This is a genomic window from Arcicella rosea, from assembly GCF_040543805.1.
GTDB classification, from domain to species: Bacteria; Bacteroidota; Bacteroidia; order Cytophagales; family Spirosomataceae; genus Arcicella; species Arcicella rosea.
Genome location: NZ_JBEUMS010000004.1, coordinates 142,526 through 156,229 on the forward strand (window position 1 = coordinate 142,526; position 13,704 = coordinate 156,229).

General features: G+C 34.4%; 10 protein-coding genes. 3 read left to right on the plus strand and 7 right to left on the minus strand.

Annotation, left to right across the window (positions count from 1 at the left end):
• Positions 1-23: 23 nt before the first annotated feature.
• On the plus strand, positions 24-2,714 hold the full coding sequence (gene mutS, locus ABID42_RS06885) for a DNA mismatch repair protein MutS (protein WP_367283004.1): 2,691 nt from the start codon (positions 24-26) through the stop codon (positions 2,712-2,714).
• A 217-nt stretch (positions 2,715-2,931) separates the two neighbouring features.
• Here mutS and truA read toward each other — a convergent pair whose 3' ends face one another.
• The 4 genes from truA to ABID42_RS06905 form a co-directional block, all read right to left on the minus strand.
• The gene (truA, locus tag ABID42_RS06890; protein ID WP_367283005.1) at positions 2,932-3,663 is read right to left on the minus strand and encodes a tRNA pseudouridine(38-40) synthase TruA; all 732 of its coding nucleotides are present in this window, start codon (positions 3,661-3,663) and stop codon (positions 2,932-2,934) included.
• An 81-nt stretch (positions 3,664-3,744) separates the two neighbouring features.
• Positions 3,745-4,461: a YebC/PmpR family DNA-binding transcriptional regulator gene (locus ABID42_RS06895; protein WP_323260305.1), complete on the minus strand. Its 717-nt coding sequence runs from the start codon at positions 4,459-4,461 to the stop codon at positions 3,745-3,747.
• 157 nt (positions 4,462-4,618) lie between these two features.
• Positions 4,619-5,164 carry a nuclear transport factor 2 family protein gene (locus ABID42_RS06900; RefSeq protein ID WP_323260307.1) on the minus strand — a complete coding sequence of 182 codons (546 nt, stop codon included), beginning with the start codon at positions 5,162-5,164 and terminating at the stop codon, positions 4,619-4,621.
• Between the two features lie 104 nt (positions 5,165-5,268).
• Positions 5,269-6,501 carry a serine hydrolase domain-containing protein gene (locus ABID42_RS06905; protein ID WP_367283006.1) on the minus strand — a complete coding sequence of 411 codons (1,233 nt, stop codon included), beginning with the start codon at positions 6,499-6,501 and terminating at the stop codon, positions 5,269-5,271.
• Positions 6,502-6,632: 131 nt separating this feature from the next.
• On the opposite strand from ABID42_RS06905, the gene corA reads away from it, so the two are divergent.
• Together corA and ABID42_RS06915 are read left to right on the plus strand one after the other, a co-directional pair.
• Complete coding sequence (corA, locus tag ABID42_RS06910) at positions 6,633-7,703, plus strand: magnesium/cobalt transporter CorA (protein WP_367283007.1); 1,071 nt, start codon at positions 6,633-6,635, stop codon at positions 7,701-7,703.
• Between the two features lie 452 nt (positions 7,704-8,155).
• Positions 8,156-8,620, plus strand: coding sequence for a DUF3592 domain-containing protein (locus tag ABID42_RS06915; RefSeq protein ID WP_323260314.1), 465 nt, complete (start codon positions 8,156-8,158; stop codon positions 8,618-8,620).
• Positions 8,621-8,696: 76 nt separating this feature from the next.
• On the opposite strand, the gene ABID42_RS06920 is transcribed toward ABID42_RS06915, so the two are convergent.
• From ABID42_RS06920 to ABID42_RS06930, 3 genes are all read right to left on the minus strand, one after another.
• Positions 8,697-9,446: a DeoR/GlpR family DNA-binding transcription regulator gene (locus ABID42_RS06920; protein WP_323260316.1), complete on the minus strand. Its 750-nt coding sequence runs from the start codon at positions 9,444-9,446 to the stop codon at positions 8,697-8,699.
• Between the two features lie 278 nt (positions 9,447-9,724).
• Positions 9,725-12,220 carry a bifunctional UDP-N-acetylmuramoyl-tripeptide:D-alanyl-D-alanine ligase/alanine racemase gene (locus ABID42_RS06925; RefSeq protein ID WP_367283008.1) on the minus strand — a complete coding sequence of 832 codons (2,496 nt, stop codon included), beginning with the start codon at positions 12,218-12,220 and terminating at the stop codon, positions 9,725-9,727.
• A gap of 88 nt (positions 12,221-12,308) precedes the next feature.
• Positions 12,309-13,496, minus strand: coding sequence for a phosphoglycerate kinase (locus ABID42_RS06930; RefSeq protein ID WP_323260320.1), 1,188 nt, complete (start codon positions 13,494-13,496; stop codon positions 12,309-12,311).
• Positions 13,497-13,704: the final 208 nt, after the last annotated feature.

The following is a 13,704-nucleotide window of genomic DNA, read 5'->3' on the forward strand; positions in this document are numbered from 1 at the left end:
GATTTGAAACTTAAATAATCAACATGGCAAGACCTTCTCAAAATCCTAACGATACTTCAAAAGCCACCAAAAAACCTAACGAAACTCCCCTTGCCAAACAGTATAATCAAATAAAAGCTCGCTATCCGGGTGCTTTGTTGTTGTTTAGAGTGGGTGATTTCTACGAGACTTTTGGGGAAGATGCTGTTCGTGCTTCTAAGATTTTGGGAATTACACTTACTCGTAGAAATAACGGTACTGCCGACGACCACTTGGCGGGTTTTCCACACCATTCTTTGGATACTTATTTGCCAAGATTGGTGCGTGCGGGTGAACGTGTAGCAATATGCGACCAACTCGAAGACCCTGCAACTGCTAAAGGAATTGTAAAAAGAGGCGTTACAGAATTAGTTACTCCGGGCGTTTCTTTCAACGATAATGTACTGGATACTAAGCAAAATAATTACTTAGCTTCTATTAGTTTTTCGTCTTTTTCTACAGAAATTATTGGTATTGCTTTCTTGGATATTTCAACGGGTGAATTCCTTTGCTCACAAGGAAGTGCGGCTTATATCGAAAAATTATTACAAAGCTTTTCGCCTTCAGAAGTACTTTTTTGCAAGAAAAATCGACAAGAATTTACGGCTTTGTTCGGTGATAAATTCAATACTTTCGGGATTGACGACTGGGCTTTTACTCGTGATTTTACCTATCCGCTACTTACCAATCATTTCAAAACAAATTCTTTAAAAGGTTTTGGCATTGAAACGTTAGCGGAAGGAATCATCGCTGCGGGTGTAATTATGCACTATTTAGCAGAAACTGAGCATAAAGAAGTAAGTCATATTTCCAGAATCAACCGCTTGGAAGAAGAGAAATATGTCTGGTTGGATAGATTCACGATTCGTAATCTGGAATTAGTAGCCCCGCAACAAGAAGGGGGGATTTCTTTGATTCAAATTCTTGACCAAACTACCACTCCGATGGGGGCAAGATTACTCCGCAAATGGTTGGTTTTGCCTTTGAAAGAAAAGTCTTTGATTCAAGAACGTTTAGAAACTGTTTCGTTTTTCAAAGAAAATACGGAGTTGCGTGAAGCTATAGAACAGCAACTCAAACCCATTGGCGATTTAGAACGATTGATTTCAAAAGTTGCCGTTCGCAGAATTAATCCACGAGAATTAGCTACTTTAAAAAGAGCATTATCACGCATTGAGCCTATCCGAGAATTGTTGATGAATTCTGTACATTCAGAAGATAAATCAGCCTCTGCCAAAGCTACTAATGTGACGATGCTGAAAAAGTATGCCGACCAATTGAATCCTTGTCAGTTTTTATTAGATAAAATTGAAAATGAATTACGTGATGAATCATTGCCCATTGTGACCAACCAAGGTGGAATGATTAAACATGGCGTTGATGAAGATTTAGACAGACTTTTAGGCATTGCTCATACAGGAAAAGACTTTTTATTACAATTACAAAACCGTGAAATTGAACGCACGGGCATTACTTCACTCAAAGTTTCTTTCAATAAAGTATTTGGGTATTATTTAGAAGTAACCAATGCCCATAAAGATAAAGTACCCAATGACTGGATTCGTAAGCAAACTTTAGTGAATGCTGAACGCTACATCACGCCAGAATTGAAAGAATATGAAGAAACTATTCTGGGTGCGGAAGATAAAATTGCGGTGATTGAATTCAGAATTTTTAACGAATTGGTCAATGTTGCGAACGATTACGTCCATCAAATACAGCAAAATGCTAAGATTATTGCGGTGTTGGATGTACTGACCAACTTTGCTAAAATTGCGGAGAAAAATAATTATGCCAAGCCACAAGTGTCTGATAATAAAGAGCTTGAAATTAAAGATGGTCGCCATCCAGTAATTGAACAACAATTGCCTTTGGGCGAAGTTTATGTGCCAAATGATTTGTATTTGGATGATGCTACCCAGCAAATTATTATCATTACAGGTCCAAATATGGCGGGTAAATCTGCTTTATTACGACAAACTGCATTGATAGTTTTAATGGCACAAATCGGTTGTTTTGTACCAGCCAGCGAAGCCAAAATTGGGATAGTCGATAAAGTGTTTACAAGGGTAGGAGCGAGTGATAACCTTTCGAAAGGGGAATCTACTTTTATGGTAGAAATGACCGAAACGGCAAGTATTTTGAACAACCTTTCGGACAGAAGTTTGGTCTTAATGGATGAAATTGGGCGTGGAACAAGTACTTATGATGGTGTTTCGATTGCTTGGGCAATTGCTGAACATTTACATAACCATTCAAATTATCGTCCAAAAACACTTTTTGCAACACATTATCATGAACTGAATGAATTGGCGAATGATTTTCCAAGAATTAAAAATTTCAATGTTTCAGTCAAAGAAATCAACGGTAAGGTGATTTTCATGCGCAAACTAAAAGAAGGCGGTTCAGAGCATAGTTTCGGGATTCATGTAGCCCAATTAGCAGGAATTCCCCAAGCAGTAGTGTATCGTGCCAGTGAAATTTTGGTAGAATTAGAAAAAAATCGTTCAAAAGAACAACATCGCCAAACGATTCGGGAAATGCCAAAACAGAATTTTCAAATGAGTATTTTCGGAGGAGAAAGCAATCCGAAATTTGAGAAAATTGAAAGCCTGTTAAAACATCTCGATATCAATGCCATGTCTCCAATAGAGGCTTTGTTGAAATTAAATGAAGTGAAGAAAATATTAATATAGACATTGCCATCTCGGAGATAGGTTTTTGCATGTTTTTACCGCAAGATTCTATCTCGGAGATGGATTTTTGCATGTTTTTACCGCAAGATTCTATCTCGGAGATGGATTTTTGCATCTTTTTACCGCAATATTCCATCTCAGAGATAGGTTTTTGCGTCTTTTTACCGCAAAGTTTCATCTTAGAGATAGGTTTGATATTTTCAGGAAATCGTTAGTGTTAGTAATTTACCTCCATTAAAAACAATCCTTGTGGCGGAGCCGCACCACCTGCTTTCTGGCGATTTTTTGATTGAATAATCTTTTCAAAATCTTCTACACTAATTTTCCCCATGCCTACTTCAATTAACGTTCCGACGATTGCTCTTACCATTCCTCTCAAAAATCTATTTGATTTAATGTGGAAAACCAATATGCCATTTTCTCTTTCTTCCCATCTTGCTTCCATAATAGTACAATTAAAAGTAAATACTTGTGAATGTAGTTTACTAAAGCTTTCAAAATCAATGTATTTGAAGAAGTACTGACAAGCTTCGTTCATCGCTGTTATATTCAGAACAGGAGTGAATTCATAGCATAAATCTTTTAGGAATGGATTCTTTTTTCTCGAAATATGATATTCATATTTTCTTGAAGTTGCCTCAAAACGAGAATGGTAATCGTCGGCAACAGTGAAAATATTCAAAATAGAAATATCAAAAGGCAACATTTTGTTCATGCGATAAACCGTATTTTCAGGATTAGGAATGGCTTCTTCCAAATCAAAATGTGCTGTTTGGTGTTTTGCATGAACGCCAGTATCTGTTCTACTACTCCCTACGATTTCAACAGGTTTCCTGAGCAAAATAGAAAGTACTTTTTCTATTTCGCCCTGAATAGTACGTGCATTTTCTTGTGCTTGCCAACCGCAATAATTTGTGCCTTTATATGAACAATCTATAAAATATCGCATTTCAATTTTATTACTGAATGAATGATGGTTTTGAAAGAAAAAAGCCAGAGTAATCTGGCTTTTTTTATTGATTAAGAAAATCTATCTCATGTTATGATAAACGTTCTGAACATCATCATCTTCTTCCAAACGCTCGATTAGTTTTTCAACATCAGCCATTTGTTCTTCAGTGAGTTCTTTGGTGTCATTCGGAATTCTTTCGAAATCAGCTCCTTGTAATTCAAACCCTTTTTCTTCTAAAAATTTCTGGATAGCTCCAAATGCAGTGAATTCTCCATAAATGTTTACTTGATTGGTTTCTAAATCCAAGAAGATTTCATCTGCACCGTAATCAATCAATTCTAATTCTAATTCTTCCACATCAATGTCGGCAGTTTTGGCAATTTTGAAAACAGATTTGCGTTCAAAAATGAAATCTAACATGCCTGTAGTACCAACACTTCCACCACATTTAGTGAAATGACTTCTGATATTAGCAATAGAACGATTGGTATTGTCAGTTGTACACTCTACTAACACCGCAACGCCATGAGCAGCATATCCTTCATAAACAATCTCTTTGTAGTCTTCTTGTTCTTTGGATGAAGCTTTTTTGATAGCACGCTCAACATTGTCTTTTGGCATATTCACTGCCTTGGCATTCTGGATAATTGCCCGTAAACGTGAATTTGAATGAGGGTCTGGTCCGCCCGATTTTACTGCAATGACAATATCTTTACCGATTTTGGTAAATGTTTTTGCCATTTGTCCCCATCGCTTAAATTTTCTTGCTTTACGAAATTCAAATGCTCTTCCCATTTCTATTTTTAATTGTGATTGCTACCTTTTCTTTTTGAGTTTGCAAAGTTAGGAATTATTAGGTTTTACGCAAAGGGAGAGTTTGTTTTAGCTTTTGGCTTTACACAAAAAAAGCTCATGAATTTCATGAGCTTTAGAGAATTATATTTTTTAGGTCTTACCAACCATCATCTGCTTTAGGTTTTACATTTGCTGAGGATGATTTTTTTACCACAGGTTTGCTAGCTGTTGGAGCCGTAGCAGTAGCCGCCGCAGTACCTTTTACTTGGCTGTCTAAATCGGTACGACTAAATACTCTGCTTACGATTTTCCATTCTTCACCAAATTTTAACATACTTAGTAAATCAACATATTTGAATTCACCAAAACGTAATTCAACTGTTGCTAAGGCAGAAATACCTATGTATGAATAGGAAATCAATTTTGTTGAACCACCCTTTGTTTGAATGCCACCAGCTGGTGTAGTTGAAATGAATTTAGCAACTGGAATATCTTGCAAAGTACCATTACTTGTATTGACACTTCTCAACAATGCCGTTGGATGAAAGGCAAGATTTAAACGAGCCGCATCGCCTTTCAAAACACCTTCCAAGTAATTATTCACACAAGTTTTGATGGCTTCATCTTCCGACTGGGCTTTCACAGTGAAGGAAAGACACATCAACAAGCAAAAAAAATTGAGTAGTAGTTTCGAGATTTTCATGTTTTTTTAAATTTTCATAAAAGGTTTTTTACCCTCTAAAATTAGCTTTTTTTTATGATTAAACGAGTTTTTAAATAATTATTGTCAAAATTAAACGAAGTAAATTATTCAATTTCTAATTCACCCGGTAAGCCTTCTCCACTCATAAAATACCATGCTTTTTCTGGATATAATATTGATTGTGCCACCTTTACTCTTGCTAAGGCTCTATTTGAAACATTTTGTAAAATAATAATAGATGAATTATCTCGATTATTGTGCATATAATAGTTTTTAAAACCATGCCACCAACCTGTATGGAAAGTTAGCCAAGTACCATCATCCAATAACTGAAGTCTCCAACCAAAACCATAATTTTTAGTCAACAAGTTTTTAAAAGAATGTGCAGGTAAAAAGGCTTCGTTGAGAGTACTCATTTTTACGAGTTTTTCACTGTTCAAAGCCATGTCCCATTTATATAAATCTTCAACGGTTGAATAAATTCCTTTATCACCTACCACACCATCGAGGTGGTCGAAAGGTACTTGCCAAAAACCTCTTCGTCTTGGCGTATAACCAACAGCCGCAGAACTTACTAATTCTGGTTTAGCAGGGTCGTAAACAAAGCTTTTCGACATTCCAGCTGGTGCAAACAAATTTCGCTTGGCATATTCTCTGAAATTCATTCCCGAAAGTTTTTCAACAATATAAGCCAACAAAGCATAGTTTGAATTATTATAGTTGAATCTACTATTTGGATAATAATTAATGCCGGGCTTGTGGCGAGCAAATAAATCAACCACTTGGTTGTTGGTTAGCGCTACTTTTTTATTAATGATTTTATCTAAGCAATACACGTAGTTTGGAATTCCAGAACTATGCGAAAGTAAACTTTTGATGGTAATACTTGGGTCGTAAGGAAAATTGGGAATGTATTTATATACGGGGTCGTCGTAATTTATCAAACCTTTTTCATGTAATTGCATGATGGCAACCGCAGTAAACTGCTTTGAAACAGAGGCTAATTGAAATTGGGTTTGAGTCGTATTAGAATCTTTTTTACTGAAACGTGCATAACCAAAAGCATTTTTATAAATCACTTTGCCATATTGCGAAACCAAAACGGCGCCATTAAAACCATTAACTTTATGAAGTTTCTTGAAAAAAGTATCAAGCTTACTAGCCTTTTTGGCGGCGAGTTTAGGGTCAAATAATTTGGTAATACTATCATTTCTGATAGAAATGTCTGTTGAAGTATTTTTGCCTAATTGTTTTGGCTGATGTGAGCAAGCCAATAAAACGATACCTGAAATTAAGCTACATATAATGATATGTTTTGTGTACTTTAATATTATCACGATGCTGTAAAGGATTATAATCTTAATTGAGTGGTCAATTAATGTAGCAATTTACTGCTGGAATTTGAAAATTGCCAATCTACTCTCTAAATTGAATACTATTTTATCACAATGCTAATAAAACGACGCTGATGTCAAAAAGATATATTATTCAGAATAAAAACTTAGGAACTTCGCCCGGTACGCTCACTTATGTAGGAAAAGAAGTTGATTTTGTAACCAAAATACTTTGGACTAGCTATAATTTTGAAGAATATGAAGTAGCCAAAATACCTACTTTAGATACTTTTAATGTAGAATTAACAGATAATAAAACCTATTGGATGAATGTTGATGGCATTCATGAACCTGCCGTTATTGCTACGATTGGAGATATGTTTACCTTACATCCATTAATGTTGGAGGATATTCTGAATACACAACAGAAACCCAAATTTGAGTATTATAATGACGAACAACTTTTTGTAACGCTTAAAATGATTGAATACAATCCTTATACTCGTGAAGTTGAAATTGAGCATTTAAGTTTTGTCATGGGCGATGGTTATGTGATTTCGTTTCAAGAAGAACGTTCAAAAGATATTTTTGAACCTATTCTGACAAGAATTAAAGCTTCGGCTGGTAAAACTCGAAAAAATGGTGCTGATTATTTACTCTATTCTTTGATTGACTTAGTAGTTGATAATTACTTTTCAGTACTTGACAAGCTTTCAGAGAATATGGAAAGATTGGAAGAGGATATTATTAAAAATCCCAATCCAAAATCATTGAACGAACTTTACAGTATGAAACGTGAGCTTACTTTAATGAGAAGAGCGATTTTCCCTTTGCGTGAAATGTTGGCGAATTTGATTAGGGAAGAAGCTCCATTGATTACTTCTAATACTGGTCTTTATTTAAGAGATGTCCTCGACCACGTGATGCAAGTTGTTGAAACGATTGATTCTTTTCGTGACTTAGGAGCATCGCTGATGGATTTGTATCTTTCACAGGCAAGTAATAAAATGAACAACGTCATGAAAGTATTGACGGTCATTTCGGTGATTTTTATGCCACTCACTTTTGTGGCTGGAATCTATGGAATGAATTTCGATTACATGCCAGAACTACATTGGCAATATGGATACTATGTTGTTTGGGGAGTAATGATATTTCTAGTAATTACGATGCTATTATGGTTTAAACGAAAAAACTGGCTCTGAAAACTAAAAATATTTTTTATTATTTATGGGTTTATTTTTTAGCCATTTTTTAGAAAATAATGCTTTTAAATACTTGGACGAGTGTGAAATTGAGTCATTTTCTTTCAAAAAAGACTCTTTGATATAAAATCTAGGTTTAAATAGAAGTTTGTACTAGTAAAAGTGCAATAAAAAAACTTTAAAATTCAATAAAATAATTTTTTGGCAGAAGTAAGTTTTAAAAATGAGCAATTAGGACTTAAAAATTACAGATTTTGAAAAAATAGCTTTTAAAATATAAATGCTTAAATGAAAAAAATATAAAACCTTAAAAAATAGCCTTTCCGTTATCTTATGAGTAAAACCACTCAGGAGTCTAACCGCTTGGTTTTTAATGACTTTTGTCTGAAATTTGTATTGAAGCATAACAATTTATACTTCGTTCGGTCAAAGAATCATTAAATTTTGTGAATATGGAAAGTGCATTTAATTCAATATTACTTATCTCAGGCCCGCATGGCGTGTATGAGGGAGTGCCGCCATTGGTTATGGCTGGTTTTATCGTAGTAGCTGGAGCATTAATATTTTTAGGTATTTATTTAAGTAAAAAACGCCGTGATTGGTTGCAACATTCAGTGTTGACAAGCGGTGAAGTTGTAGAAGTAAGCAAACGTTATGAACGCAGTGATAAATTAGGACAAAGCCCAATTTTCTTCCCTGTTGTTTCATTCAGTGTAAATGGGAGACAATTCAAAATTGAAGCAGACAAAGGGATGTCAATGCTTAGTCAAGTTGGACAAACCATGCAAGTAAGATATAATCCAGAGAATCCTTATGATTCTGCTTTGGGAGAAAGAAGTATTCCAGGGTTAAATCCATCAGTTTTCTTAATATTAGGAATCGTTTTATTGTGTACTAGTGCAATTTTAATGTTCTAATTTTTTGGGTGATTAACAAAAAGGGGATGAATTTTAAATTCATCCCCTTTTTGTTTGCAAACTTTTGCAATAAATTTCAAAGAATCTCTACATTTTTATTTCTAAAACCAGCCAACAAGCTATCATTCGGGGCTAAACTTGTAATTAAATAGTCTAATCTTGTAAAATCGCAAACTTTATAATTTTCTTCTCGATTAATTTTTTCTTCAATTACACAAGTAACAATTTTTCTAGAAATACTCATCATCTTTTGTTTCAACAATGATTCTTCATAATGCCGAATAGCCAAACCTAATTCTGGATTGATACTGTTTGTTCCCATGAAATAGACATCAGCATGTATATGTTCAAGGTCTTGAACAGTTTTACTTCCCATCGTAATTTGGTAACGTTTATAGAAGGAACCTCCCAACAAAATGATTTCTACCTTAGGATGTTCTGCTAATGCTGTAGCCAAATGTGGATTATTGGTTACAACGGTAAGTTCCATGTTTTTAGGGAGTTGCTCGGCGATATAGAAATTGGTTGTGCCTCCATCCATCAAGATGATTTTATGATTTTCAATCAATTTCATAGCCTTTTTAGCAATGGTCACAAATTCAGTATTGACGATTCCAAGTCCTTTACTTGCTTTGATTGACAAGTACGAATTAGCAATAGCTCCACCATGAACTTTTTTTAGAAGTCCACGATCTTCCAACTCAATGATGTCACGCCGAACGCTGTCGTAAGACACATTTAGTATTTGCCCTAAATCTACTAATGTCACTTTTTTATCAGTACTTAGTTTATCTAAAATTATTTGTTGGCGTTCTTCTTTTAACATAATACCCAATTTGAAGTATAAAAATTAAATTCCTTGAAAATTATTGCAAATATTTGCAATAATTTTTGCTTTTATAATAAAAGTTTGCATAAATTTGTATCACAAGCATTAACCATTTCTTTAAAAAAACATTAACCATTTTTATAACAATCAATTTTTATATCAATCAAACCTGAATAATGAATCAGAAGCATTTTTACTCAAATTGTTTTTGATTGTAATTATGTTTTGAAAGGTTGAAGTTAAAAGTGCAAGGATTATTTCTTGCACTTTTTTATTTATAGCTGATAAAAAATTCGTTTTACTCTTTCGCTTACACTTGTCAATACTTCATAAGGAATAGTGCCAATTTTATGAGCTAAGTCGATGATGGTTAATTCTTTATTGAAAATAATTACTTCGTCACCTTCTTGAACATGAGGTACATCAGTAATATCAATCATGGTCATATCCATACAAACATTGCCAACAACGTTACATTGATGACCATTGATTAATACTTCACCAACACCTCTGCCATATCTTCTATCAAAACCATCGGCATAACCAATTGCAATAGTTGCAATTTTAGTATCTCTTTTTAATTCACCTTTCCTTCCATAACCCACTGTTTCATCCGCTTTGATGTGTTTAATTTGCGAAATAACTGTTTTCAATGTTCCAACAGTTTGCAAATTTACTTGATCCTCAGCTTTTGCGGCTACACCATAAAGTCCAATCCCAAGGCGAACCATATCTAATCTTGCTTCCGGAAAACGAGCAATCCCTGCCGAATTAGCCAAATGGCGAGAAGGAATATAACCAAGAGCTTCCGAAATTTCATTTGCCATTTCAGTAAAAGTATTGACTTGCTTTAAGGTAAAATCATCAAAAGCTTCCTCGTCAGCCGCCGCTAAATGGCTGAAAATTGTCGAAACCCACAAATTCGGATTCGATTGCAAACACAAAAGCAAGTCAGGAAGTGCTTCTTTTTCAAAACCCAAGCGGTGCATTCCTGTGTCAATTTTCAAATGAATTTTCGAACTTAAATTTCTGCTATCAATATAGTCTGAAAATTCTTGCAAAATTCTAAGACTATAAATTTCAGGTTCTAAAGAATAAGCTACTAATTGTTCAAAATCATTTGGAGAGGGGTTCATCACCATAATGGGCAAGTAAACACCGTTTTGTCTGAGTGCCACGCCTTCATCAGTGTAGGCAACAGCCAAGTAGTCAACGCCATGAAATTGAAGCAAATTTGCCACCTCTGTGCTACCAGCACCATAGGCAAAAGCTTTTACCATTACCATCATTTTAATTTGTTGTCCAATTTTATCACGATAGTAATTCAAATTGTTGGTAATGGCATCTAAATTAATTTCAAGAATGGTACCATGTGTTTTTTGGACAAGTCGATTTACGATTTGTTCAAAACCATATTTTCTTGCTCCTTTAACCAGAATCGTACAATTGTGTAATGATTTTATGATTTGACTATCCAAAAAATCTTGTGTGTTTTTGTAAAACAGAATGTTAGTTGCTGTTTTAGCAGAGCTTACAAGAAAATGGCTTTTATTACGAGAAATCACATCGCCAATACCAATGAAATACTCTAAATGTCTTTCTTTAACTAAATGTGCAATTTGTTTATAAAGCTCTTTTTCAGGAATTCCTGTTTCTAGTAAATCACTTAAAATGAGTACTTTTTGTTGTCTTTGCTTTTGTTGACTTAGAAAATTAAGAGCAATCGTCAAACCTGCCAAATCATTATTATAAGTATCATCAATCAAGTAATTTGAATTAATGCCTTGTTTCATTTCAAGCCTCATAGAAACAGGACGAAGTATTTGTAATCTTGCCTGAATTTCGGAAGTACTGTATCCTAAATGCCAAAGTGTAAGCATACAATGAATGGCATTTTCAATAGATGCTTCATCTGTAAACGGAATATCGAAAGATGTCGTAAATTTTTCAGCATTATTAGCTGTAGCTGTTAAATCTAAAAATACTTTGGTATTTTCTGCATCAACTTCCCAATCAGCACGAATACCAGTATTTGCCATTCTTGACCAATTGATGATTTCACAATTTGGATTTTCAATGATAAACTCTGATTTCACAATCTCATCTATTTCAACATAATCAGCACAATAAATAAGTGTTTTGACATGCTTGAATAGTTTGATTTTCTCTTTTATTTTCTGTGAATTGCTAGTAAAAAACTCGCTATGGGCAGTGCCAATATTCGTGAAAATTCCAATTGATGGCTGAACGACTTTTTCCAAATTTTCCATTTCATTGGGTTTGGAAACGCCAACTTCAAAAATTCCAAGATTATGGCTTTCATTAATTTGCCAAACAGAAAGTGGTACTCCAATCTGCGAATTATAACTTTTAGGGCTTTTTACAATTTTGAAACGATTTCCTAACAATTGCGAAAGCCACTCTTTTACAATGGTTTTGCCATTACTTCCAGTGATACTGATAATGGGTAAATTAAAATGTTCACGATGTCTTTGCGCTACTTCTTGCATAGCAGTAATGCTATTATCAACTTGCCAGATTTTTGCATCTTTGAATCTTTTTAATTCACGAAGAATTGCTGGACTAAGCGCATTCGTTTCGACTACAAATTCACGAACTCCTTTTCGGTATAAATCATCTAAAAAAAGATGACCATCATGATGTAGCCCTTTGATGGCAAAGAAAATAGAACGTTGTGGCGATGAAAGCTGACGGCTATCATTCAAAAGATATTGAGCACTTGTGTTGATGGGTAATGACTGAAATTCCACGTTTGTTTTATTTTAATTATCTCAAAGATAAATACAAAAAGGCGATACAATTTTGTATCGCCTTCAAATAATGCAAATGCTTTTTTATTTATTGCAATGCGGCAACACCTGGTAATACTTTGCCTTCCATATATTCTAACAAAGCTCCACCGCCTGTTGATACATAAGAAACTTTATCTCCATAACCAGCATTGTTCACTGCTGAAGCAGAATCTCCACCGCCGATCAATGAGAAAGCTCCGTTTTCTTCAGTTGCTTTTACTACTGAGTCTGCAATGGCATTTGTTCCTTTTGCGAAGTTAGGGAATTCAAAAACACCCATCGGGCCATTCCATAATACCGTTTTAGAAGCTTCAACTACTTTCTTGAAAATTTCAGCTGATTCTGGACCAATGTCTAAACCTTCCCAACCATCAGGAATTTCGCCTTTTGCAGCAATTAATGTGTTAGCGTCGTTTGAGAACTTATCAGCACATAAATTATCAACTGGCATATATACATTTACTCCTTTTTCAGCTGCTTTTGCTAAAATAGTTTTTGCTAATTCTACTTTATCTGGTTCAGAGATTGACTTACCAATTTTTCCACCTTCTGCCAAGACAAAAGTGTAAGTCATACCGCCACCAATAATCAAATTATCAACTTTATCTAAAAGACGTTCGATGATTAAGATTTTATCAGAAACTTTAGAACCTCCCATGATTGCTGTAAATGGACGTTCAGAGTTTTCTAATACTCTTTGAGCATTTTCAATCTCAGCTTGCATTACATAACCACAAATTCTGTCTTCGAAAAACTGACCAATCACTGCTGTTGAAGCATGAGCACGGTGAGCTGTTCCGAAAGCATCATTTACCCAAACATCACCTAACTTAGAAAGCTTTTCAGCGAATTCTACATTTCCTTTTTCTTCTTCTTTGTAAAAACGAAGGTTTTCTAATAATAAAATCTCTCCGCTTTGTAAGCTAGAAGCCAAGTCTGTCGCTGACTGACCGATACAGTCATCTGCAAATTTTACTGGACGACCAAATACAACTGAAAGTGGATTCACAAGGTGTTTTAATGAATACTTTTCAGTTGGTCCATCTTTCGGACGACCCAAGTGAGACATTAAAACTACTGAACCACCATCATTCAAAATTTTAGTGATTGTAGGAATCGTAGCCTTGATACGAGTATCATCAGTAATTTCAAAACGCTCGTTTAAAGGCACATTAAAATCTACTCGGATTAGGGCACGTTTGCCAGCAAAATTGTAAGAATTGACAGTTTTCATGGATAAAGTAAATTATGTATTTTTTGTTTATGGCAAAATAATATTCTGATAATAATAGATATTTCAAAATATTTTATTCTTTTACAAAGAGAATAAGCTTTTTGTGAATTGTTCTTGAATACAATTAGAAGATTATTAACTTAGAAATGAATTCAAGAAACAAATATACATTTTTCATTATCATTCACGAAAAAAGTAAATGATTTGA